Source organism: Nonomuraea sp. NPDC002799, assembly GCF_053592075.1.
Window position 1 is genome coordinate 104,336 of sequence record NZ_JBSFVA010000008.1, and the last position, 26,472, is coordinate 130,807.

27 protein-coding genes are annotated in these 26,472 nt (G+C 70.2%); 7 read left to right on the top strand and 20 right to left on the bottom strand.

All coding sequences use genetic code 11. From position 1 onward, the window contains the following. From ACWD0F_RS17500 to ACWD0F_RS17520, 5 genes are all read right to left on the bottom strand, one after another. Positions 1-753 carry a carbohydrate ABC transporter permease gene (locus ACWD0F_RS17500; protein WP_449876510.1) on the bottom strand — a complete coding sequence of 251 codons (753 nt, stop codon included), beginning with the start codon at positions 751-753 and terminating at the stop codon, positions 1-3. A 73-nt stretch (positions 754-826) separates the two neighbouring features. Beyond that, entirely contained in the window at positions 827-1,780 is a 954-nt protein-coding gene (locus ACWD0F_RS17505) for a carbohydrate ABC transporter permease (protein WP_449876512.1), read from the bottom strand. Next, positions 1,777-2,886 (bottom strand): ABC transporter ATP-binding protein, encoded by a 1,110-nt coding sequence (locus ACWD0F_RS17510; protein WP_449876513.1) that lies wholly within the window; start codon positions 2,884-2,886, stop codon positions 1,777-1,779. The genes ACWD0F_RS17505 and ACWD0F_RS17510 overlap by 4 nt, the downstream gene beginning before the upstream one ends. Continuing rightward, positions 2,879-3,973: an ABC transporter ATP-binding protein gene (locus ACWD0F_RS17515; RefSeq protein ID WP_449876515.1), complete on the bottom strand. Its 1,095-nt coding sequence runs from the start codon at positions 3,971-3,973 to the stop codon at positions 2,879-2,881. The genes ACWD0F_RS17510 and ACWD0F_RS17515 overlap by 8 nt, the downstream gene beginning before the upstream one ends. Positions 3,974-4,142: 169 nt before the next feature. Then, positions 4,143-5,687, bottom strand: coding sequence for an alpha/beta fold hydrolase (locus ACWD0F_RS17520; protein ID WP_449876517.1), 1,545 nt, complete (start codon positions 5,685-5,687; stop codon positions 4,143-4,145). 230 nt (positions 5,688-5,917) lie between these two features. Between ACWD0F_RS17520 and ACWD0F_RS17525 the strand changes: the two genes are divergently transcribed. Continuing rightward, positions 5,918-6,823, top strand: a complete 906-nt coding sequence (locus ACWD0F_RS17525; protein ID WP_449876519.1) for an alpha/beta fold hydrolase — start codon at positions 5,918-5,920, stop codon at positions 6,821-6,823. On the opposite strand, the gene ACWD0F_RS17530 is transcribed toward ACWD0F_RS17525, so the two are convergent. Then, the gene (locus tag ACWD0F_RS17530; RefSeq protein ID WP_449876834.1) at positions 6,807-7,079 is read right to left on the bottom strand and encodes a GntR family transcriptional regulator; all 273 of its coding nucleotides are present in this window, start codon (positions 7,077-7,079) and stop codon (positions 6,807-6,809) included. The two genes, ACWD0F_RS17525 and ACWD0F_RS17530, sit on opposite strands and share 17 nt — an antisense overlap. After that, complete coding sequence (locus tag ACWD0F_RS17535) at positions 6,997-7,914, bottom strand: SDR family NAD(P)-dependent oxidoreductase (protein ID WP_449876521.1); 918 nt, start codon at positions 7,912-7,914, stop codon at positions 6,997-6,999. The genes ACWD0F_RS17530 and ACWD0F_RS17535 overlap by 83 nt, the downstream gene beginning before the upstream one ends. A gap of 109 nt (positions 7,915-8,023) precedes the next feature. On the opposite strand from ACWD0F_RS17535, the gene ACWD0F_RS17540 reads away from it, so the two are divergent. Then, entirely contained in the window at positions 8,024-9,640 is a 1,617-nt protein-coding gene (locus ACWD0F_RS17540) for a hypothetical protein (RefSeq protein WP_449876523.1), read from the top strand. Here the strand turns inward: ACWD0F_RS17540 and ACWD0F_RS17545 are convergent. Continuing rightward, positions 9,637-10,524 (bottom strand): arginase family protein, encoded by an 888-nt coding sequence (locus tag ACWD0F_RS17545; RefSeq protein ID WP_449876525.1) that lies wholly within the window; start codon positions 10,522-10,524, stop codon positions 9,637-9,639. The two genes, ACWD0F_RS17540 and ACWD0F_RS17545, sit on opposite strands and share 4 nt — an antisense overlap. A gap of 28 nt (positions 10,525-10,552) precedes the next feature. Here ACWD0F_RS17545 and ACWD0F_RS17550 point away from each other — a divergent pair, with 28 nt between their 5' ends. After that, a complete protein-coding gene (locus ACWD0F_RS17550; RefSeq protein WP_449876527.1) occupies positions 10,553-11,137 on the top strand; it encodes a CGNR zinc finger domain-containing protein in 585 nt (194 codons plus the stop codon). 276 nt (positions 11,138-11,413) lie between these two features. On the opposite strand, the gene ACWD0F_RS17555 is transcribed toward ACWD0F_RS17550, so the two are convergent. From ACWD0F_RS17555 to ACWD0F_RS17605, 11 genes are all read right to left on the bottom strand, one after another. After that, entirely contained in the window at positions 11,414-11,839 is a 426-nt protein-coding gene (locus ACWD0F_RS17555) for a spore-associated protein A (protein WP_449876528.1), read from the bottom strand. A 116-nt stretch (positions 11,840-11,955) separates the two neighbouring features. Continuing rightward, positions 11,956-12,789 carry an STM4011 family radical SAM protein gene (locus ACWD0F_RS17560; RefSeq protein ID WP_449876530.1) on the bottom strand — a complete coding sequence of 278 codons (834 nt, stop codon included), beginning with the start codon at positions 12,787-12,789 and terminating at the stop codon, positions 11,956-11,958. Next, entirely contained in the window at positions 12,783-14,075 is a 1,293-nt protein-coding gene (locus ACWD0F_RS17565) for an STM4012 family radical SAM protein (RefSeq protein WP_449876532.1), read from the bottom strand. The genes ACWD0F_RS17560 and ACWD0F_RS17565 overlap by 7 nt, the downstream gene beginning before the upstream one ends. Then, on the bottom strand, positions 14,062-14,853 hold the full coding sequence (locus ACWD0F_RS17570; protein ID WP_449876534.1) for an STM4013/SEN3800 family hydrolase: 792 nt from the start codon (positions 14,851-14,853) through the stop codon (positions 14,062-14,064). The genes ACWD0F_RS17565 and ACWD0F_RS17570 overlap by 14 nt, the downstream gene beginning before the upstream one ends. Before the next feature lie 2 nt (positions 14,854-14,855). Continuing rightward, a complete protein-coding gene (locus tag ACWD0F_RS17575) occupies positions 14,856-15,902 on the bottom strand; it encodes an STM4014 family protein (protein WP_449876536.1) in 1,047 nt (348 codons plus the stop codon). Next, positions 15,899-16,861, bottom strand: a complete 963-nt coding sequence (locus tag ACWD0F_RS17580; protein ID WP_449876538.1) for an STM4015 family protein — start codon at positions 16,859-16,861, stop codon at positions 15,899-15,901. Before ACWD0F_RS17580 ends, ACWD0F_RS17575 begins: the two co-directional genes overlap by 4 nt. A gap of 8 nt (positions 16,862-16,869) precedes the next feature. Next, positions 16,870-17,850 (bottom strand): STM4015 family protein, encoded by a 981-nt coding sequence (locus ACWD0F_RS17585; protein ID WP_449876540.1) that lies wholly within the window; start codon positions 17,848-17,850, stop codon positions 16,870-16,872. A 64-nt stretch (positions 17,851-17,914) separates the two neighbouring features. Then, positions 17,915-19,261, bottom strand: a complete 1,347-nt coding sequence (efeB, locus tag ACWD0F_RS17590; RefSeq protein WP_449876542.1) for an iron uptake transporter deferrochelatase/peroxidase subunit — start codon at positions 19,259-19,261, stop codon at positions 17,915-17,917. Between the two features lie 16 nt (positions 19,262-19,277). After that, a complete protein-coding gene (gene efeO / locus ACWD0F_RS17595) occupies positions 19,278-20,411 on the bottom strand; it encodes an iron uptake system protein EfeO (protein ID WP_449876544.1) in 1,134 nt (377 codons plus the stop codon). Between the two features lie 11 nt (positions 20,412-20,422). Then, positions 20,423-21,256, bottom strand: a complete 834-nt coding sequence (efeU, locus tag ACWD0F_RS17600) for an iron uptake transporter permease EfeU (RefSeq protein ID WP_449876546.1) — start codon at positions 21,254-21,256, stop codon at positions 20,423-20,425. A 128-nt stretch (positions 21,257-21,384) separates the two neighbouring features. After that, positions 21,385-21,747, bottom strand: a complete 363-nt coding sequence (locus ACWD0F_RS17605) for a nucleotide pyrophosphohydrolase (RefSeq protein WP_449876548.1) — start codon at positions 21,745-21,747, stop codon at positions 21,385-21,387. Between the two features lie 50 nt (positions 21,748-21,797). On the opposite strand from ACWD0F_RS17605, the gene ACWD0F_RS17610 reads away from it, so the two are divergent. Further along, entirely contained in the window at positions 21,798-22,238 is a 441-nt protein-coding gene (locus ACWD0F_RS17610; RefSeq protein ID WP_449876550.1) for a MarR family winged helix-turn-helix transcriptional regulator, read from the top strand. Here ACWD0F_RS17610 and ACWD0F_RS17615 read toward each other — a convergent pair. After that, positions 22,235-23,245, bottom strand: coding sequence for a LacI family DNA-binding transcriptional regulator (locus tag ACWD0F_RS17615; RefSeq protein ID WP_449876552.1), 1,011 nt, complete (start codon positions 23,243-23,245; stop codon positions 22,235-22,237). The two genes, ACWD0F_RS17610 and ACWD0F_RS17615, sit on opposite strands and share 4 nt — an antisense overlap. 144 nt (positions 23,246-23,389) lie before the next feature. On the opposite strand from ACWD0F_RS17615, the gene ACWD0F_RS17620 reads away from it, so the two are divergent. Genes ACWD0F_RS17620 through ACWD0F_RS17630 form a run of 3 tightly spaced genes read left to right on the top strand, consistent with a single transcriptional unit; the run spans position 23,390 to position 26,471 of the window. Then, on the top strand, positions 23,390-24,676 hold the full coding sequence (locus ACWD0F_RS17620) for an extracellular solute-binding protein (RefSeq protein WP_449876553.1): 1,287 nt from the start codon (positions 23,390-23,392) through the stop codon (positions 24,674-24,676). After that, positions 24,673-25,632: a carbohydrate ABC transporter permease gene (locus ACWD0F_RS17625; protein WP_449876554.1), complete on the top strand. Its 960-nt coding sequence runs from the start codon at positions 24,673-24,675 to the stop codon at positions 25,630-25,632. The genes ACWD0F_RS17620 and ACWD0F_RS17625 overlap by 4 nt, the downstream gene beginning before the upstream one ends. After that, positions 25,629-26,471: a carbohydrate ABC transporter permease gene (locus tag ACWD0F_RS17630; protein WP_449876556.1), complete on the top strand. Its 843-nt coding sequence runs from the start codon at positions 25,629-25,631 to the stop codon at positions 26,469-26,471. Before ACWD0F_RS17625 ends, ACWD0F_RS17630 begins: the two co-directional genes overlap by 4 nt. Position 26,472 lies beyond the last annotated feature (1 nt).

Consider the following 26,472-nt stretch of genomic DNA (forward strand, 5'->3'; position numbering starts at 1 on the left):
CTAGACCCTCCCCAAGGCGAACCCTTTGGCGATGTAGTTCCTGACGAACCAGATGACGATCGCGCCCGGGACGATCGTGAGCACGCCCGCCGTCGCCAGCAGCCCCCAGTCCACGCCGGCCGCGCTCACCGTCCGCGTCATCGTCGCGGCGATCGGTTTGGCGTCGACCGAGGTGATCGTCCTGGCGATCAGCAACTCCACCCAGCTGAACATGAAGCAGAAGAACGCGGTGACGCCGATCGCCGAGCGGATCATCGGCAAGAAGATCTTGACGAAGAACCGGGGCAGCGAATAGCCGTCGATCGCCGCGGTCTCGTCTATTTCCCGGGGAATTCCGGACATGAATCCTTCGAGTATCCAGACCGCGAGCGGCACGTTGAAAAGCATGTGCGCGATGGCCACGCCGAGATGCGTGTCGAAGAGGCCGACACTCTGGTAAATCTGGAAGAACGGCAGCAGGAAGACCGCGGGCGGCGCCATGCGATTCGTCAGCAGCCAGAAGAAGAGATGCTTGTCGCCGGCGAACCGGAACCGCGAGAAAGCGTACGCGGCGGGCAGCGCGACGATGAGCGACATCACCGCGTTCAGCGAGGTGTAGATAATCGAGTTCAGATAGCTCGAATACCACGACACGTCGGTGAAGAAGGTGGCGTAGTTGTCGAACGTCACGCGCTGCGGAAAGAGCGAGAAGCTGCCGAGGATGTCCTCGTTCGGCCGGATCGACATGCCGAACATCCACAGGATGGGCAGCATGAGCGTGGCCACGTAGAGCCAGAAGACCGCACGGGCCCAGGGGAGCCGCCGTCCGGTGTGCCGGGCCATCGCGTTACCTCCCCGACCTGGTCAGCACGGTGAAGAAGACGTAGCAGAGGATCTGCACGATCAGGAAGTAGATGAGGGAGAACGCGCCCGCCGGGCCCACGTCGAACTGGCCGACGGCGATCTTCGACAGCAGGATGCTGAGGAACGAGGTCGCGTTCCCCGGCCCGCCGCCCGTCACCACGAACGGCTCGGTGTAGATCATGAAGCTGTCCATGAACCGGAGCAGGATCGCGATCGTCAGCACCCCCCGCAGCCGGGGAAGCTGGATGTGGCGGAAGGTGGACCAGCCCGAGGCGCCGTCGATCTGCGCCGCCTGGAAGTACGGCTCGGGGATCGAGCGCAGCCCCGCGTAGGCCAGCAGCGCCACCAGCGGCGTCCAGTGCCACACGTCCATGAGCAGGATCGTGATCCAGGCGTCGGTGGAGTCGAGGGTGTAGTTGAAGCCGACGCCGAGCACGTTGTTGATCGTCCAGCCGCCGAGCCCGATGTCGGCGCGGGCGAAGATCTGCCAGATCGTGCCCACCACGTTCCAGGGGATGAGCAGCGGCAGCGCGACCAGCACCAGCGCCACCGACACCCAGAAGCCGCGCCGCGGCATCGCCACCGCGATGGCCACCCCGAGCGGGATCTCCACCAGCAGCACCTGCGCCGAGAACGACAACGTCCGGACGAACGCGGCGCGGTTCTCCTCGTTGCGCAGGGCCTCGTAGAACCAGTCCAGGCCGACGAAGACCCGGTCGGTGGGGCTGAAGACGTCCTGGACGCTGAAGTTGACCACGGTCATCAGCGGGATCACGGCCGTGAACGCCACCGACACGACCACCGGCAGGACCAGCCACCAGGCCCGGTTGTCCTTGCGCTTCAGCTCCGGGCGGGCCTCCTCCCTGGCCTCGGCGGGCGCGGCGGTGACGACCTCGCCGCTCACCTGGCTGCCCGCGACGGTGTGCTGGTCGGTCACCGCTGCCCCCTTCCGCCGAGCGGGGCGAGGGACCCGCACCTGACCGCGTCCCTGAACAGGAACGTGCGCTCGGCGGGGAAGTGCAGGAACGCGACCGCGTCCGGCACGTAGGAGGAGCCGGCCTCGGTCTTGGCGATCATCGCGTGCTCGCCGACCCGGGCGTGCACGAGGTCGTAGGCGCCCATCCGGTCCACGCCCGTGACCTGGGCGGACACGCCGGGGGAGGTGTGCGCGCCGGAGATCCGCACGAACTCGGGGCGCACCCCGATCCGCACCGGCCCCGGCGGCAGCTCGCCGCCGACGTCGTCCGCGCTGACCAGGCCCACGTCCGCCTGGCCGACGCGGACGACGTCGCCGACGACCTCGGCGGGCAACATGTTCATGCCGGGCGAGCCGATGAAGTGCCCGACGAACTCGTGCGCGGGCGACAGGAACAACTCCGCCGGCTCACCGGTCTGCACGATCGCCCCCTCGTTGAGCACCACCACCTCGTCGGCGAACGTCAGCGCCTCCGTCTGGTCGTGCGTGACGTAGACCAGCGTGTGGCCGGTGTCGCGGTGGATCTCCTTGAGCTTGCTGCGCAGGGTCCACTTCAGCGCCGGGTCCACCACGGTGAGCGGCTCGTCCAGCAGGACCGCCGCCACCTCGGGGCGCACCAGGCCGCGGCCCAGGCTGACGATCTGCTGGCGGCCCGGGTCGAGCCGGCGGGATCGGCGGCGGAGGACCTGGTCGAGGCCGAGGAGCTCGGAGACCTGGCGGACACGCAGGTCTACCTCCTTTTTCGGAAATTTCCGGTTTCGGAGGGGGAAGGCCAGGTTGTCGTACACCGACATTTCCTCGTACAGGACCGGGAACTGGAAGACCTGCGCGATGTTGCGGCCCGCCGGGGGCACGTCCGTCACGTCGCGGTCGTCGAACCAGACCCGGCCCACGGTGGGCGTGAGCAGCCCGGAGATGATGTTCAGCAGCGTCGTCTTGCCGCAGCCGCTCGGACCCAGCAGCGCGTACGCCCGTGCGCTCTGCCATGTCCACGTCATCGGCTTGAGCGCCCACGTCTCGCCCCCGTCGTAGCTGTGGCCCACGCCGTCCAGCCGGATGTCAGCCATGCAGGTCGACCTCCGCGGCGCTGGTGGCGAGCAGGCGGCCCCCGGTCTCGTCGAAGACGAAGATGTGCGCGGGATCCACGTAGGCGACCGTGGACTCGCCCGGCGTGAAGAGCTGGGTGCCCGGCAGGTGGGCGACCAGGTGGCGGGTGCCCTGCAGCAGCAGGTGCAGGAACGTCGCGCTGCCCGTCACCTCCGCCAGCCTGATCTCGGCCGGCAGCTCCAGCGCACCGGGGCCGTCGCGGCCGATGGTGACCTGGTGGGGGCGGACGGCGAGGATGACGTGCTGGCCCGGGGCGTGCGCGCGGGGCGCGGGGAACGAGGTGCCGAGGCACTCGATCCGGCCGTCCTGGACGATGCCGGGGAGCAGGTTGAGCGGCGGATCGCTGAGCGTGGCCGCCACCGCCAGCGTCGGCGGGTGCGCGTACATGTCGGCGACGTCGCCGATCTGCTGGATCCGGCCCTCGCCGAGGACCACGGTGGGCGCGGCGAACGTCAGCGCCTCGTTGGGGTCGGCCGTGGAGTAGAGGACCACGCCGTCGGAGGCGGCGAACATGCTCTTCAGATCGGCGCGGAGCTGCTCGCGTAACTTGAAGTCGAGGTTGGCGAGGGGTTCGTCGAGCAGCAGCACGTCCACCGGCCGGGCCAGCGCCCGGGCGATGGCGGTGCGCTGCTGCTGGCCTCCCGACAACTCGGCGGGCCGGCGGGCGAGCAGCCCCGTGATGCCCATGAGCTCGGCGACCTCCCGCACCCGCCGGTCGACCTGCGCGCCGCCCCGGAACTCGGGGTCCAGGCGGAGCGGGGAGGCGATGTTCTCGTAGACCGTCAGCGACGGATAGTTAATGAATTGCTGATAGACGAAGGCGACCGATCGCTTTCGCACGGAAATGGTGGTGACGTCTTTTCCGCCGACCAGCACACGGCCCGAATCCGGCGGGAGCAGACCGGCGGCGACGCGCATCAACGTCGTTTTCCCAGCGGCCATCGGGCCGACCAGCGTGGTCAGTCCATTCGGTAATTCCAGGCGAATGTCGTCGAGCCAGGTCTCCCCGCGCCGCCGTACGAAGACGCCATCGAGAATCAGCGTCACTTTGGTCCTCTCTGCTTACCCCCCATCTAACATGATCTGAATGTGTGTGCAAAGAGGGCACGTGGTGTGCATGTGATCTAGGTGACGGTTGTGCGTCACGATTTGAGATCGGGCGCACCGTGAATGGACCGGCCTATCGCCATGAGGGTCTATTCGCTGGTCCTGACAGCTATTCAGGCTGGACCAGTGAATAATGAGATAGGGCCTTTCCCGTGGCGGCCGCCGGGACCGGGACTCCCGGGCAGGTGCTGGTGGACCGGCCGGTGTCGAAGTAGGCGACCACCTTCGCCGCGCACCCCGGCACCCGGAGCGCCGAGCCGTGCACGTCGTCGTCGATGGTCACGACCGTGCCACCGACGGCCGCCCGGGTCTGCAGCGTCCACTCATACGGGGACGGGCTCTCGTGCAGATGCCCCGACAACATCAGCGAGCCGCCGCCGCGCCGCAGGGCGACGGGCTGGGCCGGGAGTGGCCAGCCGGCGCACCTCGGGAAGAAGATCGAGGCCGCGCCCGTCACCGGATAGCTCTCCAGCCGCCGCTGGTAGGCGTTCCAGGCGTCCTCGAAGGTCCGCGAGCCGGTGTCCTCGTTGCAGTGGTAGGCGGCGTTGGCCACGGGGTTGTTACGCTCGGGCGTGCCGGGGGGCGGCGGCGGGCGCTCGCCCTCGTCGAAGATGCGCTTGATCGCCGGCGGGGCGGTGGGGCCGGTCGCGCCCACCAGCTCGTGCAGCACCTCGGCCACCTCGGGCCAGGCCGGGCTCGGCTGGCCGGCGGCGTCGGCGATGAGCGCGCCGTCCACCGTGAGCTCGACGTCGGTGAAGGTCAGCGGATGGGCGTCGTACGACCGGCGCAACTCGGTCAGCGCCGCCACCACCTGCGCCGTGGTCGTGCCGAACCCGTACGTGCCGTCCCGCTCCGCGATCCACGCCGCCATCCGCTGGAAGACGTGATCGGTGGCCTTGGCGCGTCCCTCGGTGAAGACGTCCAGCCGGGGCGTGGGCAGCGCCACGCTGTCCAGCCACATGCGGCGCACCCTGGCGGGGAACACATCGCGGTACACCGTGCCCAGCCAGGTGCCCCAGGAGACGCCGAAGAAGCTGATCTGCTGCTCGCCCAGCGCGGCGCGGACGCGGTCGAGGTCGCGGGCGGTGTTCGCCGTGGTGAGCTGCCCGAGGAAGCCCGGATCCGAGCTGCCGCACGCCTGGTTGCCCGCGACCACCTGGTCGTAGACCTTCCTGGCGGCCTCCTCCGTGACGGGCCCCGGCGGCGGTCGCTCCGGCCCGCCTCCCGGGCACTGGGCCTTCGTGCTGTAGCCGACTCCCCGGGGGTCGAAACCGATCAGGTCGTGGTGGTCGTTCAGCGCCACGCCGGACATGACAAGGTCGATCGGCATCAGGTAGCCGCTGCCGCCCGGGCCGCCCGGGTTGACCGCCAGGCTGCCGATCCGCTTCTTCGTGGCCTTCAGCCTGGTCAGGGCGATGGTGATCTGCTTGCCGTCCGGGTCGCCGTAGTTCTGGGGGACGCTGAGCCTGCCGCACTCCGTCCGCTCGTACAGGCTCCTGAACGCCGGGAGGTCCGCGTCCCCGAGGCCCAGCGAGCGCAGCACGTCGTCGGAGTATTCGGGACAGTCGTGCCAGGTGATGGGCGGCGGGCGGTGGGCGGGGGCGCTGAGTGGGGCGAGCGCCAGGGCGCTCGCCAGCAGCGTTTGTAAGATCATGGGGTCAAGGCTGGCCGGGGGCCTCGCCGGGCACATCCCCCGAGCGTGGGAGCGGACGCTCTCTTTCAGGGGAGGATCGGCTTGATGGCGGTACGCGAGCCAAAGCCGTACCGCGTGCTCATCCGGCCGACTCGCCTGTGTCCACTCGGTCCTGGTAATTAGTATTATACCACGAATAATTGAATTCCGCACTTATTGATAAACGCGCGCTAATTGCTATATTGGCGGCCATGACTGCGACAGAGGAGAAATTCGTCCTCTCCGGAGAATTACACTTGTGGACCGAGCGATTCGGCGATCCCGCGGACCCCCCGGTGCTGCTCGTCATGGGCACCTCCGCGCCGGGCATCGGCTGGCCGAACGAACTGGCGGAGACGCTCGTGGCCGGCGGGCGGCAGGTCATCAGGTTCGACCACCGCGACACCGGGCTGTCGAGCTGCGTGGACTTCGCCGCCCACCCGTACACGCTGGCCGACATGGCCGCCGACGCGCTCGCCGTACTCGACGGGTACGGCATCGCCGCCGCCCACGTCGTGGGCGCGTCGCTGGGCGGCGCGATCGGCCAGTGGCTGGCGGTGCACCGCCCGGAGCGCGTGACCGCGCTGACGGTGATCATGTCCGGTCCGATGGGCGCCGACGCGGGCCCCGCGTGGGCGCGGGCGCTGGCCGGGCAGGAGCCCGACCCCGATGACCTGCCGCCGCCCGTGCCCCGATTCCTGGAGCATCTGGTCCGCTCGGCCGCCATGCCGCGCACCACGCGCGAGGAGCACATCGCCGCCAACCTGGACACCTGGCGCGAGCTGAACGGCGACGTGCTGCCGTTCGATGAGGACGCCGCGCGGTGGTTCATCGCGGAGTCCTACGACCGCGCCGCCGATCCCGCCGCGGCGCTCAACCACGACAGGGCCGGACGGCTGATGACGGAGGACCGGCGCGCGCCGCTGTCCTCGATCAAGGCGCCGACGCTGGTCGTGCACGGCACCGAGGACCCGATCCTGCCGCCGGCCCACGGCGAGGCGGTCGCCGCCGCGATCCCACACGCGCGGCTGGAGACGGTCTCCGGGATGGGCCACGCGTTCTTCTCGCCCGGCCTGCCCCGCCGGGTGGCCGAGCTGATCCTCAGACAACCGGCCTGACGAAGGCGCCGCGTCCGCGTGCCGTCTCCACCATGCCCGCCTCCGGCAACTGGATCACCTTGCGGCCGCGCTCCCGGCTGACGCCGTAGTCGCGAGCCGGCCTGGCCTGCGACGGGAGCGCCTGCCTCGGCGGCAGCGCACCGCTCCGGATCTGCTCGGCCAGGCTCTCGGGTTCAGGGCAGGATCGCGTCGACGTAGCCGCCGTCCACGCGGAGCGCGCCGCCCGTCGTCGCCGAGGCGAGGGGGGAGCTGAGATAGACGACCATGTTCGCGATCTCCTCCGGCTCGATCAGACGCTGGAGCAGCGACTGGGGACGGTGCTCGCGCATGAACGCCCGCTGCGCCTCCTCCCACGGCAGGCTCTTGTCCACGAGCTGATAAACGAAGTCCTCGACGCCCTCGGTGTGCGTCGGGCCGGCGATCACCGAGTTGACCGTCACCCCGCTGCCCGACGCCTCCTTGGCGAACCCCCTGGAGACGGAGAGCAGCGCCGTCTTCGTCATGCCGTAGTGGATCATCTCGACGGGGGTGACGATGGCGGAGTCGCTGGCGATGTACTGGATCCGGCCCCAGCCGCGCTCGATCATGCCGGGCAGGTAGGCGCGGGTGAGGCGGATCCCGGTCATCACGTTGACCTCGAAGTAGCGCCGCCACTCGTCGTCGCCGATCTCCAGCGCGGGCTTGGCCCCGAAGATGCCCAGGTTGTTGACGAGGATGTCCACGTGGGGCAGCTCGCGCAGCACCCGCGCGCAGCCCTCGTCCGTGGCGAGGTCGCCGGGCACCGCGACCAGCCCGCCGTTCACCGGCCGCTCGTCGCCACCCCGCACGCCGCCGGTCCCCTTGCCGCCGGTCCGCTCGTCACCGCCCCGCACGCCGCCGGTCCCCTTGCCGCCGGTCCGCTCGTCGTCCGGCTGGTCGCTGGTCGGCCGTTCGCTCTCGATGCGTTCCATGGCCGCCGCCACGGAGCTCTCGCTGCGGCCGTTCACGCCGACGCGGGCCCCCGCCCGCGCCAGGCCGGTGGCGATGGCCGCGCCGATGCCCTGGGTCGAGCCGGTGACCAGCGCGGTCTTGCCGCTGAGATCGATACGCACGATGTTCTCCCCCTTGTTCGCCATTGTCGTTGATCAGGTCACGCTGGGTGACACCGGGGTCGTCCTCCCTTCAAGTACGCCTTCGCGGCCCGGCTCAGGGCAGGGATCGATGCGTAGGGTGTGGGTGGCGGTGGAAGGGGTGTGGGTGCACCGGGTCCTGTGGATCGTTGTGGCGGTCGCCTTCGTGGTGGGTTGTGTCATGCCGGACCGTTCGGGGGACAAGGCCGAGGACCACGACGGGTGCCAGGCACGCGACAAGCGGGTCGTCGCGCCGTACGCGGTCACCGGCTACTGGGTCATGCCGCGCGCGGACCCGTGCGTGTCGCGGCGGATGGTCGAGGCGATCCACGCGATCGGCGGGGACACGCTCGTCACGTTCGGGCCGAGGTTCAGCGTGGGCGAGGATCCCGACGTGGCCGGCTGCCGGGAGGACGGGCTCCCGTGCGCGCAGGTCGCCGGGAAGCGGATCCGGCAGGTCTACAGCTACACGAGCAGCGAGGAGTTCGGGGCGGGGCTGCTGCGGTGTTCCGGGATCGACCGGCGGATCGAGAGCGAGGGCCGCGTCTTCTACCGGGTGTCGCTGGCGCGGTCCTGCGACGCGCCGGTGCACGATCTCGTCCTCGTCGCCACCGACGGCGACGGGCTGGGCAACCTGATGACGGAGGCGGCGGCGTACGGGATGACGGTCTTTCCCGGGTTGCCGGCCGCGCCGCAACTGGCCGGCAAGTCGTGGGAGCCCGATCTGGCGCACCTCGCCGCGCTGAACGCCTTCACCTCGCGGGTGCTCGCCGACTACCGGGCGCGGTTCGGGGGGTCGGCGGCGTTCGGCGGGGTGTATCAGTCGTTCGAGCTGGCCATGCGGGCGCGATCGGAGCAGGATCCGATCATCGCGCTGTACGCGGCCCAGCACGCGGTGGTCGCCGCCGCGTTGCCGGGCAAGAAGATCCTGGTCAGCCCGTACATCGACGCGCGGAGAGGGCGCGGGTTCCCGCCTGAGCAGGTGGAGGAGGGGATGGCGGACATCGCGGGCACGCGGGCCGGGGCGCCGATGGCCATCGCCGTTCAGGATGGGCGGGGGACGGGGAAGGTGCCGGTGTACGGGGTTCAGGAGGGGGATGCCCGGGTTGATGAGCGGTTAGTGCCTGTTGTGGGGGAGGTGAGTTATGGGCAGGCCTATTACGGGGCCACCCGGGACTACATCGAGGCGGCGGGCCGGCGGGTGCCTGACGGGGTGGAGATGTGGGTGAACGTGGAGGGGTTCGAGCCGACGCAGGCGGATGGGGAGTGCGGGCGGGTCGAGCCGATGCCGTTGCGGGGGCGTACGACGAAGGAGCGGCTTGATCGGCAGGTGATGGCGACTGGGCCCTATGCCGGAAAAATCATCTCTTATGGGTGGGATCCGTTTTTCACCTGTCAGGCTGGTCATGACACGCCCTCGCTGGCCGACGACATCGCGGCCGGATGGCAGCAGCCGATCATCGTCAACGCCGTCCGCAAGGAGCTGAACGGGCGCGCGGGCATCCTCGTCGAGGGCTACAACCTGCGCGGTGGCACGTTGCGGTTCGCTCCCGGGGGTGCGGGGGAGGTCTCCGTGGCGCAGGAGTGGTACGGGAAGGAGCGGCTGGAGTCGGCCTGGGCTCCGTACGTGCCCTCGGGCGCCTGGACCTCCATCACGGCCGTGAACGGCGCCGGCCAGTCCAGCGCGAGCGCGTACGCGATGCGCTAAGCCTTCAGCGCCGACACGATGATGTCGGCCAGCAGCTCCGCCTGGCTGCCGTCCTCGTCGTCCAGGTCCGGGTCCAGGATCGTCACCTGCAGACCGGCGGCTCCCGGCAGGCTGAGCAGCCCGGTCAGGACGTCGGTGAGCTGGGCCGCGTCGAGGCCGCCGGGAGTGGGGGAGTCGACGGCGGGGAGCACGGAGGGGTCGAGCACGTCGGCGTCCACGTGGATCCAGAACCCGTCGAGCTCATCCCTTTCGAGCACCTTCCTCGCGGCTTCCACCGAAATTTCACGACCCGGCATGAACGCCAGCCCGCTATCCGCGATGTCCCGCAGATCCTCCTCGTCCCGCACCCCGAGCACGATCACGTCCTCGTCCTGTACGTACGGCCGCAGCCCGTCGATGTCCACCAGGTAGCCGTCACCCCGCCCGGTGACCAGCGCCAGATCCTCACCGGCCGCCGAGCCGACGTGCGGGGAGTTGCCGAGATGCCGGAAGTCGGCGTGCGCGTCCAGGTACGCCAGCCCATACCGCCCGGCCTTTCGCAGGGCCAGGGCGGGGCCGAGCAGGATGGAGCAGTCACCGCCGAGCACGACGGGGAACCCGCCCGCGCCCCTGATCCCGGTCACTCGGTCCGCCAGCCGGCGCGCGTAGCCGGCGATCGCCGGGCCGTTGCGGACGCCGTCGCCCGGCTGCCAGGTGGCCACGTAACGGGGCGGCACCAGGACGCCTGCGTCGCTCGCGCCGAGGCGCTGGATGAGGCCGGTGTTCCGCAGTGCCCATGGCGCCTTGTAGCAGCCGGGGACGGTGTCGGGTGCGGGTGGGCGGAGACCGAGGTTGGAAGGGGCGTCCAGAACGGCCAGTTTCCTGTCAGGGGTTATTGTTGTCATAGTCGTGACGGTAACAGGAGGAGGACGCATGCGCCAGTTCGCCGAGACGGGTCTTGTAGCGATCGATCTGGCCAACACGTGGGACGAGTACCTGGACGATCCGGAACGGTTGGCGAACGTGGCCGCGCTGCGCCGCTTCTGCCATGAACTGGGCGAACCGCCGCCGGTGACGGCTTTGGAGGGTGGCGGTGCGGCACCTGGAACGGCCTCTGAGGGCGATGGGGTGAGCGTGGGTGATCTCGATGCGGTGCGGGCGGTGCGGGCGCGGTTGCGTACCCTGCTGCTCTCCGGCCCGCCCGAGCGGACCCGCGCCCTGGCGCGGTGGGTGGGCGAGCTGCCGGTGCGCGCGGCCGTGGCGGAATCGGCCGGTGCGCCCCGACTGCGCGTCACCACCCCGGACGGGTCCAGCCTGGCCAACCGGCTCGCGGTGCGGTCCGTCGCCGAGCTTCTCGACCTCGCCGCCTCAGGCGACTGGGAACGGCTACGGCTCTGCGCGGCGAGTCCATGCCTGGACGCCTTCGTCGACCGGAGCCGTCCGGGCAAGCGCCAGTTCTGCTCCACCCGCTGCGCCAACCGCGCCCACGCCGCAGCCTCCCGAGCCCGCCACCGCTGATGACCTCGCTGGGCCTCAGCCGCGCCGCTGCCGGCCGGAAACCGCCGGCCCCTGAGCGCGCTGTCGCGAGGGCCGGTCGGGGCCCGGCTCCTACCGGGTGGTGGCCGACTGACGACGACCTTGACCTGGGAGCGGCTCGCCACCACCACCGGCCGGGGCGATGACCCCGAAGCCGCCGTACGCCAGGCTCAAGGCCGGGCAACCTGCCACGCAGTGCCCTGCGTGGGGTGCCCTCCACATCCCCGCTGGAGGGCACCCTGTCTGGTCACCAGAGGTTCAGCCGCAGTGCACGTTGTTGAGCTTGACGCTCGTCCACGACGGTGAGATTCCCTCTACGTCAATACACTGGCCAGGCGCCGAGACGTACACCGGACCGGCGTAGTACTTGTAATCGCCGGCGTCGGTGACTTTCCCGCTGCCATCGCCTCTTGAGATCACGACGCCCTTCCAGCTCGTGGTGCCGGCGTAGGGGCCGTCGCCGTAGGTAAGAGCGCAGTTCTTGCCGGTGCTGGAGCTGTAGTACACCTCCAGAATGCCCGTACGGTACCCGTACTTTTGGACGCCGATGTTGTAGACGCCGACCCGGGAATAGCTGCTGCCGCAGGGTCCGGCCGCGCTGGCCGGGGCGGCGCCCGCCACCAGCGTGGTGGTGAAAGCCAGGGCCGCGCCGGCCAGGAGGGTCGCCAGCTTACGTGTACGCACACATATCCTTCCGATTGCCAGTGTTGTGATCATGAGTACCACTGGCTCACGGCCGCCACCCACGAGTAGTGCCCAATGTGACAGTTCGCACATCGCTATGGGTCATGTGTCGGGTGTCAGGTTGGCCAGAGGGTGGGGATGCGTTCCAGGACGCCGTCGGTGAAGACGTCGTAGAGGCCGAGTGGTTCCAGGTGCACATATCCGATATGGCAGTCACAGGCCGTGGCCGGGCACGGGCGCGGTCGCAACGTCTCCCGGTACGAGCCGTCGTACAGGTTGCCCAGCACCTCCGGGACGAAGTGGCAGCGCCGCACCGTGCCGTCCCCGTTCACGGAGATCACGCTGTCGCCCGTGCGGCACGCCAGCCCGGCGCTGCGATGCGCGAAGCGGCTGTGGTGGAAGAGCGGGTCGATGGCCGACCATGAGGCCGCCTCGTCGTCGGTGTAATGCCGGCCCTCCTCGGCGTTGACCCACAGATACGTCCCGGCGGGCAGGTCGGCCCGGAGCCGCTGGGCGTGCGGCAGGTGCGCGGGGTCGCCGACGATGCCGACGCTGTGGCGGACCGGAAGGGAGCCGAGTTTGGCCAGGAAGCCGTCGTACGGCACCTGCGTCGGGTGGTAGGTCACCCACAGCGCGGCCCGGTCGGAGGCCTCCGACAACCAGCCGGTGCGGCAGCTCAGGTTGGTCTGGATGGCGACCCTGGTGACGTTCGGCAACCAGGAGAGCTCCACGAGGGCACGGCGGTACCACGATCTGACCAGACCCTCGCCCCACGGCGTGAACAGCATCGACACCTGGAAGGGCTGCTCGGCCACCCACCCCGCGAACCGCTCCAGCGCGGCCCGGTCGGCGCGCAACTGCTCGGGCGTGTCGCGCCGCTTGGCGAACGGGCAGTAGGAACAGTCGTAGTCGCAGCTCGCGAGGGGGCCACGATAGAGGATGGTCAACATGCCGCGTACGTCTCCATGAGCCCCCTGACCTCGGAGGAGAAGAGGGAGGGCCCGATCGCGTCGGAGTAGGCCAGCCCTTCGGCGGTGAGCCGGACGGTGTCCGGCTCCACCACGAGCCACCCGCCGAGTCCAGCGAGGCCACCGACCTCGGCGAGCTCGCCGAGCGGGAAGTCGGTCAGGACGTCTGTGCCGAAGCGCTCCAGGTAGAGCTTGCGCGACACCCCCTCGGCCTGCAGCAGCGACTGGATCAGATGCCGCCGCCTGCGCTCGCCGTCCGAGAGCGCGAAGCCCACGTTGGCCACGTCGAACTCCTTCCTGCCGACGTAGTCGTCGATGATCGCGCGCACCGGCCGCGCGCCGACGGCGTACTCGAAGGAGTAGTGCAGGTCGTTCGTGTACGACCGCGCCCCGCATCCCAGCCCCACCATGCCCTCGGTCTGACAGCAGTAGCCGGTGGACGCCGCCGACCCGGGTAACCGGAACATCCGCATCGAAACCTGCTCGTAGCCCGCCGCCAGCAGCCGGTCGCGCCCGGCCCGGTAGAGCTCCAGCCGCTGGTCGTCCCAGGCCCGGCCCTGTTTGCCCAGCCCGGTCAGCGGCCTGACGTAGAGCGGGTACAGGTACAGCTCCTCGGGCTGCCACGCCAGCGCGGCCTCGATCGAGGAGAGCCAGGAGGTGACAGTCTGCCCGTCGATGCCGTAGATCAGGTCGATGTTGAGCACGGGCACGCCCGCCGCCCTGATCGCGTCGAGCGCGGCGCGCACCTCGGCGCGCCGCTGCGGGCGTACGGCGGCGCGGGCCTCGGCCTCGACGAAGCTCTGCACCCCGATCGAGATCCGCGTGGTCCCCCGCTCGGCCAGCACCGCCAGCCGGTCGGGCGTCGCGGTCGCGGGGGAGGTCTCCACCGACAGGGGCAGCCGCCCGAAATCGACGCCCATCACCCGCTCGGTCAGGTCGAACAGCCGGCTCAGCTCGCGGGCGCTGAGGTAGGTCGGCGTGCCCCCGCCGATCGCCGCCGTGCTGAAAGCCGTCTCCTCCAGCGCGTCCCGCACCTGGACGGCCTGGCGGCCGAGCGCGTCGAGGTAGGCCGTGACCAGCTCCTCGGGGGCGCCGGTGCGGGTGAACAGGTTACAGAAACCGCAGCGCATCTCGCAGAACGGAATGTGCACGTAGAGCGCGCCCGGCCGTTCCCCGGCCCACACGTCCTTGAGTGACGGGCGCGGATCAAGCGGCCGGTACGCGGTCTTGTGCGGATAGGCGTAGACGTAACCCTCATAGGGCCGCATGGTGCTCCAGAAGAAACTCGGTGTAGGGGACCGTCCAGACCACCTCGTGGCCGATGCGGTGGCCGACGTGCCCGTCCTCGCCGTACGCCGTGCCGTGGTCGGAGCAGACGATCACCAGGCAGGGACGGCGGCGGCGCATGAGGGAGTAGAGCCGCCCGATGTGCCGGTCGACGTAACGCAGGGCCGCCGCGTGGCTCTCCAGCGAGTCGCCGGTGGCGCCGGGCAGGTAGAAGTGGTTGGGCTGGTGCAGCGCCGACACGTTGACGAACAGGAAGACCGGCTCGCTCCGGCCGCGCAGCACCTCGGCGGCGCGGTCGATCTGGCGCTCCAGGGAGGCGGGGTTCGTCACCCCGAACTCGGGCTCCCAGTGGCTCTCGGCGAACAGGCCGGGCAGCGCGGACCCGAGCGGCGTCAGCTTGTTGAAGAACCCGACGCCGCCGATGCAGACCGTGTGATAGCCGGCCTGCGCGAGACCGGTGGGCAGGTCGGGCGCGTCGAACACCCACGTGCCGCCCGCCGTGCTCTCACTGCCCGGGAACGTGGCCGCGAACAGGCGCGGATGCGGTCCCGGCGCGACCGGCGTGGGGAGGAACCCGGCGAACAGGGCGGCATGGGCGGCGTAGGTGAAGCTGCCCGGGCTGTGCCGCCGCTCCCAGCGGGTGCCGGACGGCAGCAGGTTCGGCAGCCGGCCGGCGTCGGCCAGCTCGGCCGCGACGTCGTAGCGGAGGGTGTCGAGGGTGACCAGGAGGAGGTCGTGGCCGCCGATGATGGCGTTCATGTTCACCAGGCGCCCGCCAGGACCGCGTGGACCTGTTCGGCGTAGGTGTCACGCCCATGTCCTGAAAAATCCCCCAAGCCGGGCAGCAGGTCGCCGAACGCGTTCACCTCCGCCACCGCCACCGACCGCCAGTCCGACCCGATCATCACATCGATCCCCGTGACCAGGCTGCCGGGAAAACAGGCCGCCGCCCGCGTGCACACCTCCATCACCCGCTCCCACAGCGCGGCCCGCGACCGCACCGGCTCCAGCTCGCCGCGCGTGCCGCCAAGGTGCAGGTTGGTCATCGGGGTGCGGCTCGTCCGCGCCACCGCGTGCGTCGGCACCCCGGCCACCGTCACCACCCGCAGGTCGAACACCCGCCCCCCGGCCGACGCCTTCGGAAACCACCGCTCCACGTGCAGCCCGTCGCCGGAGAGGAAGTCCACGATCCGCCGCACGTCATCGCCGCAGGTGTAAGTACGCACACGCAACGAGTTGCACAACACATCACCCGTCCAGGCGGCGGACGTCACCGCCTTGACGCGGTCGCCGGCCGCCTGGAACGCGATCACCCCGGACGCCGACGACCCGTGCGCGGGCTTGACGAACACCCGCGACCAGCCCCGCAGCTCCATCTCCGCCCGCAACTCGGCATAGGAGCCGATCTCGAACGCGGGCGGCACCGGCACCCCCGCCCCGGCCAGCACGGCGTGGCAGGGCCGCTTGTCGAACATCACCCCGATCTCCCCGACGTCGCCCAGCAGCCGCACCCCGGGGATCGCGGCCACCCGCGCCAGCCCGGCCGTGAACGCCTTGAACCAGGCCGCGCCCCCGCCGGCCCGCGCCGGATCGCCGGGCCCGCGCAGCAGCGCGTCGGCCTCGGCGTCCTCGCCCGGCGAGTCCACGCGCAGCAGCGCGCCCTCGGGAGCGCCGATCTCCCGCCCGGCGAGCACGTCCCGCCAGGCGATCACGTACGGCTCCGCGAGCCCCCGCGCCACCACGGCGTCGCGGAACAGGGAGACCCGCCGATCGCCGGGCGTCCCGACGACCGCGAAGCGCACGGTCACTCGCTCACTGCCACGTAACGCCAGTCGTCGTCGAGTGCGCGCTGGTCGGACAGGACCACGTCCACGCCGGGCAGCGCGCCCGCCAGGCGGTCCATCATGGCGTCGCTGAGATAGTGATGGTCGAGATCGAGCCGGCGCAGATGGGTCAGCGGCTGGCCGCTGAGCAGCGCCTCGCCACCGAGGTCGGTGAGCGCGCCCATCGACAGGCTCAGGGATCGCAGCCTGGCCACCACCGGCGCGGCGGCCACGGCGGCGGCGATGTCGTCCTGGAACTCGGCGTTCTGCAGCCGCAGGTGGCGCAGCGCGGGCAGCCTCGCGCCGCTCATGATCGGCGCGAGGTCGGCGACGGTCGCGTCGCCGCCGTACTCCTGGGCGCCGAACCACAACTCCAGGAACTCCAGGGCGGGCAGGTCGCTCTCCGCGACGCCGCGCACGGCCTGGCTGCCGAGGCCCCCGGTCTCGATCCGGAGCGTGCGCAGCGACTCGTGCCGGAGGGGCCGCAGCACGAGGCCGCAGCCGCCGCGCACCTCCAGCCGTTCGAGCTTGGGCAACGTCTCCAGCAGCGGTGTGAGGTCGCACTGCTGGATCCAGGAGATCTCGGCCTCCTCCGAGGACATGGCGCCGAAGAAGAGCGAGCGGAGCGCGGGCAGCCTGGCGGCCTCGGCGGTCAGCCGCTCGACGATGGGCCCGGAGTCGGTCTCGTAGCTGTCCTCCCATTCGCCGATGACCATGGCCGTGACCCGCGCGGTGTCCACGTGCTCGAAGAACCAGTCGAGGACGTCGCCGATCTCGTCGGGAGCGTCGTCAATCCATTCGCTCGCGCCGAGCCGCCAGGCCACCGCATCGGCCGCCGGCTGCGCCCCCTTGTCCTCCGGCCAGGGCGCGGGGGCCACGGGCAGGCCGGCGTACTCGTCGCCGTAGGTGTCATCACGGTCGGGCCGGCTGGTGCAGGGGATCATCGGCTGGCTCATTCGCTCACCGCCACGTAAAACCACTGCTCGTCGTCGTCGTCCTCGACGTCGGGCTCCTCCTTGCCGGACAGATCGACCTCCACGCCGGGCAGGGCCGCGCCCAGCCGCCGGATCATGTCGTCGGAGAGGTAGTGGTGGTGCACGTCGAGCCGGCGCAGGTGCGTCAGCGGCTGGCCGCTGAGCAGCGCCTCCGCGCCGGCGTCGGTGAGCACGCCCATCGACAGGGCCAGCGACTCCAGCCCGGCCACGACGGGCGCGGCGGCCACGGCGGCGGCGATGTCGTCCTGGATCTCGCTGTTCTGCAGCCCGAGGTGGCGCAGCGCGGGCAGCCGGCCGCCCCCGAGGATCGGGCCGAGGTCGGCGACCGTGGTGGTGCCGCCGTATTCCTCGACGCCCAGCCACAGGTCCAGGTGCTCCAGCGCGGGCAGGTCGGCGGCGGCCACCGCACGGGTCACCGCGCCGTCGAGGCCCCCGGTCTCGATCCTGAGCATGCGCAGCGACTCGTGCCGCACCGGGCGCAGGGCGAGCCCGTTGCCGCCGCGCACGTCGAGGCGTTCCAGCCTCGGGTACGCCTCCATCAGCGGCGTGATGTCGCACTGCCGGATCCAGGAGATCTCGGCATAGTCGCTGCTGATCGCGCCGAAGAAGAGCGATCGCAGCGCGGGCAGCCTGGCCGCCTCGGCGGTCAGCCGCTCGACGATGGGCTCGGCGCTCTCCGTGAAGCTGCTGGGCCACTCGCCGATGACGATCGCCGTGACGCGGGCGGCGTCGGCCTGCTCGAAGAAGGCGTCGAAGGCGGCCTCCATGCTCGCGGGGCTGCCGCCGCCCCAGTCGCTGGCGCTGATCCGCCACGCGGCCGTGCCGCTGTCGTCCGGCAGCTCCGCGTCGGGCGGCAGGGCCACCTCGGCCACCGGCAGCCCGGCGTAGCGGTCCGTGTAGCGGAGCTGGTAGCCGAAGTAGGTGTCGTACTCGATCATGGAGGGGTGTCCTTGGTCGGGGGGCTGACGGATTATGTCCTACCAGACCCCGCCGACACTCCGATCACCCGAAGAGCGTGCGCCCCCAGTGGTCTCCCGCGTCCAGCACCCCGGGCGGGCAGGCGAACAGGCCGCTGGAGACGTGCTTGATGTACTCGTTGAGCGGGTCGCTCCTGGCCAGCGCCATCTGCACGGGCACGAACTGGCGGCGCGGATCGCGCTGGTAGGCGATGAAGAACAACCCCGCGTCCAGCCGGCCGAGCCCGTCGGAGCCGTCCACGAAGTTGTACCCCCTGCGCAGCAGGCGCGCCTCACCGTGGAAGCTCGGGTGCGCCAGCCGTACGTGGGCGTCATCGGCGATGAGCGGCCGGCCGTCGGCGCCCTTGGCGGCGAAGTTCAGCGTGTCGAACTCGGCTCTGCCGTGCAGCGGCGCGCCCTCGATCTTGTTCCGGCCGAAGATCTGCTCCTGCTCGGCGAGTGAGGTGCGGTCCCAGGTCTCGACCGTCATGCGGATCTTCCTGGTCACCAGGTAGCTGCCGCCCGCCATCCAGGCCGGGCCGTCCTGCGCGGTGGCCCAGAGCTGCGCGCGGAGCAGGTCGGTGTCCTCCAGCTTGAGGTTGTTGGTGCCGTCCTTGAAGCCCATCAGGTTGCGCGGGGTGGCCTGGGCGCGCGAGGTGGACGACGTACGGCCGAAGCCGAGTTGCGACCAGCGGACGGAGACTCTGCCGAAGCCGATCCTGGCCAGGTTGCGGATGGCGTGCACGGCGACCTGGGGGTCGTGGGCGCACGCCTGCACGCAGATGTCGCCACCGGAAATTTCCGGAATAAGCCTGTCTCCCGGAAATTTCGGCAGATCGGCGAGGGCGGCCGGCCGCCGGCCCGCCAGCCCGAACCTGCCGTCGAACAGCGACGCCCCGAACCCGACCGTGAGCGTCAGCCCGGAGGCCGGCAGGCCCAGCGCCTCGCCGGTGTCGTCGGGCGCGGCCTCCGGCGCGACGCCCGCCGCCCCGAACGAACCCGCCTCCTTGCCCTGGGTCAGCCGGGCCGCGGCGGCCGTCCACTCCTGCATCAGCTCCAGCAGCTCGGCCCGCTTGCCGGTGGTGACGTCGAAGGCCACGAAGTGCAGGCGGTCCTGCGCGGGGGTGACGATGCCCGCCTGGTGCGCGCCGTAGAAGGGGAACGGGTCGGAGGTCGAGGCCGCGTGCGCGACCGGCGGCTCGTCGAGCAGCGTGTTCGCGGCCACGACACCGGCGCCGGCCACGGTCGCGCCCGCCGCGCCCAGCCCGAACAACCCCCTCCGGCTGAGCCGCCCGCCCGCCACGGGGCCCTGCCCGGACCTCTCGGCAGGAGAGATGGGTCGGCCGCCGCGCCCGGCGTACGCGTCCTCTCCGGCGTCCCTGGCTTCGGCCATCGTGTTACCTCCGCTCCTACTTGGCGACGATCGGAGCGATCTTGCTGATCGGCTCGCCCAGCGCGTTGATCGCGTCGGACAACGTCTTCAGCTCACCCTCGGACAACTCGTCGTGCAGCCTCCAGCCGTCGCCCTTCTGATGTGCTCCGAGCGCCGCCTCCGCCGCGGCGAACCTCTCGTCCAGCGTCTTGACCAGCTCGGGAGCCCGCTCCTCCAGCACGGGCCGCAGCGCCTGCACCGCCGCCTTGGAGCCCTGGAGGTTGGCGTCGAAGTCCCACAGGTCGGTGTGCGACCACGTGTCCTCCTCGCCGGTGATCTTCCCGGTGGCGACCTCGTCGAGCAGCTCCTTGGCGCCGTTGGCGAGGTTCAGCGGGGTCAGGTCGGTGGCGTTGGCCTTCGTCACGATCGTCCTGACGTCGGTGATCAGCTTGTCGGCGATCGGGCCGCTCTCGCTGACGTCCTTGTGGATCCACAGGTCCTTCTCGATCCGGTGGAAACCGGTCCACTCCTCGCCCTTGGCCAGGTCGGCCTCGCGGGCGTCGATCGCCGGGTCGAGGTCGCCGAAGATCTCCGCCACCGGCTCGATGCGCTCCCAGTACGTACGCGACACCGGGAACAACGTCTTGGCCTTGTCGATGTCGCCGGCCTTGACCGCGTCCACGAACTCCTGCGTCTTCACCAGCAGCGTGTCGCTCTGGGACTTGACGTAACGCTTGTAGCTCTTCGTCGCCTCGGCCAGCTTGGCGTCGGCGTTGAGCGGCTTGTGCTCACCCGTCACCTTGAGCGCGTTGCGGAGGCCCTTGCCCACCATGCCGGGCTTGCACGCCGTCTCGTACGCGCCGGCCGGCAACTCGGCGATGAGCTCCCTGGTCAGGCCGGGCACGATGTTCTCGACCTCGGCCATGATGCGGTCACCCGGGGCGTACACGTAGAACTCGGTCACCTTGCTGCCGCCGTTCGTGACGCTGAACGTCGTGGTGCCGGCCGCGATCTCGGAGACGCCGACCTTGCACTCGGTGTCGGACGCGGCCACGGTGATCTTGCCCGGGGTGGCGGCGGCTCCCGAGGGCGCGGGGGCGGTCCCCGAGCCGCAGGCGGCGAGCCCCGCCAGGGCGAACGCGCCGAAGGAGAGGCGGATTGCGGTACGCATGATGCTCCTGTTCAGAGCGCTGAGGAAGCAGGCGCGGGGGCGGACCCGGCCCGCTGCGGGCGCAGGAAGAGGAAGAGGGTGGGAACGAGGTAGAGGGCCCAGGCCGCCATTTCGGCGACGGTGGGCTGCGGGGTGAGGTTCACCATGCCGGCCAGCAGCGTGCCGTACCAGGAGTCGGCGGGCAGGACGGCGCTGATGTCGAAGGCGTAGGTGTTGATCCCGGGCAGGATGCCCGCCTCCTGCAGGTCGTGCACGCCGTACTTGAAGATCCCCGCCGCCACGACGATCAGCAGCAGCCCGGTCCAGGTGAAGAACCGGGTGAGGTTGATCCGCACGGCGCTCCTGTACAGCCCCCAGCCGATGAGCACGGAGGTGAGCAGCCCCAGGCTGATGCCGATCAGCGGCGCCGCCGTCGTGGTGGCGCCCTGCACGGAGGCGAAGAACAACAACGCCGTCTCCAGCCCCTCGCGGGCGACGGCCAGGAACGCCATCAGCGCCACCGCCACCGAGCCCACCGCGAGCGCGGCGGAGAGCTTGCCGCGTAACTCGCCGGAGAGCGCGCGGGCGGCCCGCCGCATCCAGAAGATCATCGCGGTGACGAACGCGACCGCGAGCAGCGAGGTGATCGCGTCGAACAGCTCCTGCCCGGTGTAGTCCAGACGCGCTGCCGTGAAGGTGAGCAGCGCGCCGAAGCCCACGGACAGCACGATGGCCGCGCCGACGCCCGTCCAGACCTGAGGGAGTTTGTCCGTGCGGTCGCTTTTGACGAGGAAAGCGACCAGGACCGAGACGACGAGTGCCGCCTCGAGACCTTCGCGCAGTCCGATGAGGTAACTGGCGAACACCGTTACTCCCGAGCGCTGAGGAAAGCCTTACCTAATTAGCGCAGGCGAAGAACAGGCACGCAAGGGTTCGCGGACGACAGTGTGCGCGCGACGACGCGCTCCGGAACGGCGGTCGACCCGGGGCGGCTTCAGGCTCCGCCCGGCGACGGCGGCGCCTTCCTGGCCGAGCCGCGATAGAGGTCGGCGTCGTAGCGGCGGTCGTTGTCGTCGAGCTTGGCCTGGGCCGCCGCCACCAGATCCACGCCCAGAACGTCGGCCAGCCGGACCAGGTAGAGGGTCACGTCGCCCAGCTCCGTCCGCATCCTGGCCAGCGTGCCGGGGTCGGGGCTGCCCGACTCCTCGGCCGTGAGCCACTGGAACTCCGCCACCAGCTCGCCCACCTCGCCCGCCAGCGCCATCGCCAGGTTCTTCGGCGTGTGGAACTGCTCCCAGTCCCTGGCCCGCGCGAACGCGCGCAGCCGCGCGGCAAGATGCTCCAGCTCCGTCGTCACGTCGTACGACCTTACCCAGCCACGCCGGTAAGTTGCTGAGAGTGAATGGGGTGGAGTTGTTCCTGTTGGGCCGGGCGCTGATGAAAATCGGCGAGGAGGCCATGCCGACCGAGGGCATCGGCGAGCAGTCCACGAGTCTACGCACGGTGCTGATCGTGGTGAGCGACCTGCGCGGGCATCCGGGGACCACGGTGGGCGAGATCGCCGTGCGGACGGGATTGCCGCAGAGCGCCGTGTCCGCCTCGATCGCGCGGCTGCGCGCGGCCGGCGCGGTGGTCACCGAGACCGATCCGGCGGACCGGCGGCGGACGATCATCCGTGAGGCTCCAGAGGTGTCGGACCGGGTCACCCGGGTCCGTGACACGCCCATCGACGCCGCGCTGGCCGCCGCGCTCGGCACGGAGGACCCTGAACGTGTGCGGGAGACCGTGGCCGCGCTGGAGGAACTGGCCGAACGACTCCGGCCCCAGCAGAGCCGGCCACCTGCCTAGTCGTGGCGTGCGGTGCTCTCCCGGACGATGAGCTCCGTGGCCAGCTCCACCCGCTTGGTCTCCGGCACCTCGCCCCGCCCCATGGCCAGCACCGTACGGGTGGCCAGAGCGGCCATCTCCTGCAGCGGCTGCCGGACGGTGGTCAGCGGCGGCCAGGCCGACTTGGCCAGCGGCAGGTCGTCGAAGCCCACCACGCTGAGGTCCGCGGGCACCCGGAGCCCGCGCTGCCTGGCCGCCTCGAAGACACCGAACGCCTGCAGGTCGCTGCCGGCGAAGATGGCCGTGGGCGGGTCGGCGAGGGACAGCAGCTCGTGGCCCTCGTCGTGGCCGGAGTCCACCAGGAACGTGCCGCGCCGGATCAGCTCGGGCGCGATCGGCAGCCCGGCCGTCTCCAGCGCCGCGCGGTAGCCGTCGATCCTGGCCTGGCTGCACAACATGTCGGCCGGGCCGCTGATCATGCCGATCCGCCGGTGCCCCAGCTCCAGGAGGTGGCGGGTGGCGGCGAGGCCGCCGTTCCAGTTGGTGGCGCCGACCGAGACGACCCCCGGCGCGGGCTCGCCCTCGGGGTCCACCACCGCGAACGGCAACGAGCGGGCGCTGAGCTGGGCCTGGATGCCGGTAGACAGACGGGAGGCGACGATGACGACGCCGTCGGTCCTGCGGGCGGCCAGGCGTTCGAGCCAGTCGCGGCTAGGGCCCGCGTGCGTGTGGAGGACGGAGATGACCACGCTGGCCCCGCCCTCGTGGGCCGCGATCTCCGCGCCCCGCACGATCTCCATGGCCCAGGGCGACTCGATCTCGGCGAAGACCAGGTCGACCAGTCCCGCAGGGGTGTCGTCCTGGCTGATCCGCCGCTGGTAGCCGTGCTCCTGCAGGAGCCGCTCGACCCTATGACGGGTCGCCGGCGCGACCTCCGGTCGTCCGTTGATGACCTTGGACACCGTCGGGATGGAGACTCCGGCCTCCTCCGCGATCAGTGCGATCGTCACCCGTCTCTTCGCTGACACAAGTCGGGAGTGTAGCCGAAAGTTTCGGTTTGGGATCGCTCCCACAGCGGGTGTTGACGCTTACGACGCCGTTTACCTACGATCCAGGCAGCGAAATTATCGGGGGGTTCACGAAAGTTTCGAGCGAGCTAGGAAGGGACCCCTATGAAACGCAGTCTCGTGTTGATCGCGACCGCCGTGCTGATAGCCGGGTGCGGTGGTGGCGGTGGGGGAACCACACCCCAGCAGAGCCAGAGCGGCGGCGCACCCGCCAAGGTGACGCTCGAATGGTGGCACCTGTCGACGGCCGAGCCGCTGAAGTCGCTCTGGGCACAGCGAGCCAAGGAGTTCGAGGCCAAGAATCCCAACGTCACGATCAAGGCGACGGTCCTGGAGAACGACGCCTACAAGGCCAAGCTGACCACGATCACGCAGTCCGGCAAGGCTCCCGACATCTTCGCCTCGTGGGGCGGCGGCGTGCTCAAGCAGCAGATCGACGCGGGCCTGGTGAAGGACATCTCCGCCGACGCGGCCTCGGTGCTGCCGACGTTCACCCCGGCGGCGTTGAGCGCCTACACCTTCGACGGCAAGATCTACGGCCTGCCGACCGACATCGGCATGGTCGGGTTCTGGTACAACAAGAAACTCTTCGAGAAGGCGGGCATCACCGAGCCGCCGGCCACCTGGGCGGCCTATCTGGAGGACGTCAAGAAGCTCAAGGCCGCGGGCGTCACCCCGATCGCCCTGGCGGGCAAGGAGAAGTGGCCGGGCCACTACTACTGGGCCTACCTCGCCATGCGCATCGCCGGTCTGCCCGCGCTCCAGCAGGCAGGCGTGGACCACGACTTCACCAAGCCCGACTTCGTGGCCGCGGGCCAGCAGGTCAAGGCGCTGGCCGACCTCCAGCCGTTCCAGAAGGGCTTCCTGGGGGCGGCCTACTCCACTCCTGACGGCCAGTCCGCCACGGTCAGCAACGGCAAGGCGGCCATGGAGCTGATGGGCCAGTGGGCGCCGAGCGTGCAGAAGGACTCGGGCAAGGGCCTCGGCGACGACCTCGGCTTCTTCCCGTTCCCGGCGGTCGACGGCGGCAAGGGCTCGGCGACGGACGCGTTCGGCGGCGGCGGGGGCCTGGCGGTGGGCGCGGACGCGCCGCCGGAGGCGTTGCAGTTCGTGAAGTTCATGACCGAGATGGGCAACCACTCCAAGGCCGTGGAGTCCGGCGGCGTGCTGCCGGTGCTCAAGGGCGAGGAGAGCGCGGTGAAGGACGCCAACCTCAAGCAGGTCGCGACCATGCTCGCCGCGGCCGGCGGCTACCAGCTCTACCTCGACCAGGCCTACCCGCCCGCGGTCGGCCAGCAGGTCAACGACAGCGTGGCCGAGCTGATCGGCGGCACGAAGACGCCGGAAGAGGTCGGCGCCGACATCACCGAAGTGGCCAAGAGCGAAGGATGACGACACTCACCAAAGGGCCCGAAGCGGTCGAGCTTCGGGCCCCTGCCCCTGCCACCAGGCGGCGCAGCCGCTGGGTGACCATCGCCCTGTTCCTGCTGCCCGCGCTGGTCCTGTTCGTGCTGCTGGTCGTGGCGCCGATCCTGGTGGCGCTCTACTCCAGCGTCTTCAGGTGGAACGGGTTCGGCGGCCTGCCGAGCAACTTCATCGGGTTCGACAACTTCACCCGCCTGTTCGGCCAGGAGATCTTCGCGCAGGACCTGTGGCACCTGCTGCTGCTCGTGCTGTTCTCGATCGTGGTCCAGCTACCGTTCTCGCTGGCCATCGCGATGCTGCTGAACCAGCGGATTCGCGGGCGGGCGCTGTACCGGCTGGTGTTCTTCGCGCCGTACGTGTTGTCCGAAGTGATCACCGGCGTGCTGTTCTCGCTGATCCTGTCGCCCGAGTCGGGCATGGCGAACCAGCTCCTGTCGGTCTTCGGGTTCACCTCGGACTGGCTGGCCGACCCCGACACCGTGATGCCGTCGCTCTTCCTGGTGATGACCTGGAAGTACTTCGGCTTCCACATGATGATCTATCTGGCCGGGCGGCAGAACATCCCGAACGAGCTCATCGAGGCCGCCCAGATCGACGGCGCCACGGCCTGGAAGTCGTTCAGGTACGTCACGCTGCCGCTGCTCGGCCCCACGATTCGGATCAGCGTCTTCCTGTCCGTGATCTACACCATCCAGCTCTTCGACCTGGTCTGGATCCTCACCCAGGGCGGCCCCTCGCACTCCTCGGAGACGATGGCCGTCACGATGATGGACTGGGGCTTCAAGCGCTCCCAGGTCGGCTACGCCAGCGCGATCAGCGTCGTGATGTTCGGGCTCAGCCTCGTCTTCGCCCTCTTCTACCAGCGTCTCGTGATGCGCCGCGACCTTGAGGGCGCGACCACCTCGATGGGAGCACGCCGATGATCCACGGCAAGAAGCCCGCGGCGCGGCGCAACACCCTGCCGCTGCACGTCATCGCCTGGGTCGTCGGCGCGTTCATCCTGATCCCGGTGGTGTACGCGCTGCTCGGCGGGTTCAAGAGCAACAGCCAGCTGTCCGAGAACCCGTTCGGCCTGCCCGCCCCCTGGGTGCCCGAGAACTACACCGAGGTGCTCGGCTCGGGCTCGTTCTGGCTGCAGATGTGGAACAGCACGTTCATCGCCGTCGTGACCACCGTGCTGACGGTCGCGCTGGCGGCGCTGGCCGGGTTCGTCTTCGCCAGGTTCGCCTTCCGGGGCAGGGAGGTGCTGTTCACGCTGTTCACGGCCGGGCTGATGTTCCCGTTCGCGGTGGCCATCCTGCCGATCTTCGTGTTGCTGCGCACGTTCGGCCTGCTGGACAACCCGCTCGGCGTCATCCTGACGCAGGCCGCCTTCGGCCTGCCGCTGACGATCATCATTCTGCGCGGCTTCTTCAGGAGCATCCCCGGCGAGGTCGAGGAGGCGGCCACGATCGACGGCTGCACCCCGTTCGGCTTCTTCTGGCGCATCCTGCTGCCCATGGCCAGGCCCGCCATCGCCACCGTCTCCGTGCTGGCCATCGTGGGGAGCTGGAACAACTTCATGTTGCCGCTGGTCGTCTTCAGCGAGGAGGCGAGCTGGACGCTCCCGCTCGGCATCCAGCAGTTCCAGGGCCAGTACGCCTCCGACACCGCCCGCATCCTGGCCTACCTCATCCTCGCCATGGTGCCCGCGCTCATCTTCTACGCCATCGCCGAACGCCACCTGGTCGGCGGCCTGACCGCGGGCGCCACGAAAGGATGAT

Coding starts and splice junctions, on each gene's coding strand:
- ACWD0F_RS17500 (WP_449876510.1), bottom strand. CDS start 753: ATGCTGCCCATCCTGTGGATGTTCGGCATGTCGATCCGGCCGAACGAG.
- ACWD0F_RS17510 (WP_449876513.1), bottom strand. CDS start 2,886: ATGGCTGACATCCGGCTGGACGGCGTGGGCCACAGCTACGACGGGGGC.
- ACWD0F_RS17520 (WP_449876517.1), bottom strand. CDS start 5,687: ATGATCTTACAAACGCTGCTGGCGAGCGCCCTGGCGCTCGCCCCACTC.
- ACWD0F_RS17525 (WP_449876519.1), top strand. CDS start 5,918: ATGACTGCGACAGAGGAGAAATTCGTCCTCTCCGGAGAATTACACTTG.
- ACWD0F_RS17540 (WP_449876523.1), top strand. CDS start 8,024: ATGCGTAGGGTGTGGGTGGCGGTGGAAGGGGTGTGGGTGCACCGGGTC.
- ACWD0F_RS17545 (WP_449876525.1), bottom strand. CDS start 10,524: ATGACAACAATAACCCCTGACAGGAAACTGGCCGTTCTGGACGCCCCT.
- ACWD0F_RS17550 (WP_449876527.1), top strand. CDS start 10,553: ATGCGCCAGTTCGCCGAGACGGGTCTTGTAGCGATCGATCTGGCCAAC.
- ACWD0F_RS17560 (WP_449876530.1), bottom strand. CDS start 12,789: ATGTTGACCATCCTCTATCGTGGCCCCCTCGCGAGCTGCGACTACGAC.
- ACWD0F_RS17565 (WP_449876532.1), bottom strand. CDS start 14,075: ATGCGGCCCTATGAGGGTTACGTCTACGCCTATCCGCACAAGACCGCG.
- ACWD0F_RS17570 (WP_449876534.1), bottom strand. CDS start 14,853: ATGAACGCCATCATCGGCGGCCACGACCTCCTCCTGGTCACCCTCGAC.
- ACWD0F_RS17580 (WP_449876538.1), bottom strand. CDS start 16,861: ATGATCCCCTGCACCAGCCGGCCCGACCGTGATGACACCTACGGCGAC.
- ACWD0F_RS17585 (WP_449876540.1), bottom strand. CDS start 17,850: ATGATCGAGTACGACACCTACTTCGGCTACCAGCTCCGCTACACGGAC.
- efeB (WP_449876542.1), bottom strand. CDS start 19,261: ATGGCCGAAGCCAGGGACGCCGGAGAGGACGCGTACGCCGGGCGCGGC.
- efeO (WP_449876544.1), bottom strand. CDS start 20,411: ATGCGTACCGCAATCCGCCTCTCCTTCGGCGCGTTCGCCCTGGCGGGG.
- ACWD0F_RS17620 (WP_449876553.1), top strand. CDS start 23,390: ATGAAACGCAGTCTCGTGTTGATCGCGACCGCCGTGCTGATAGCCGGG.
- ACWD0F_RS17625 (WP_449876554.1), top strand. CDS start 24,673: ATGACGACACTCACCAAAGGGCCCGAAGCGGTCGAGCTTCGGGCCCCT.
- ACWD0F_RS17630 (WP_449876556.1), top strand. CDS start 25,629: ATGATCCACGGCAAGAAGCCCGCGGCGCGGCGCAACACCCTGCCGCTG.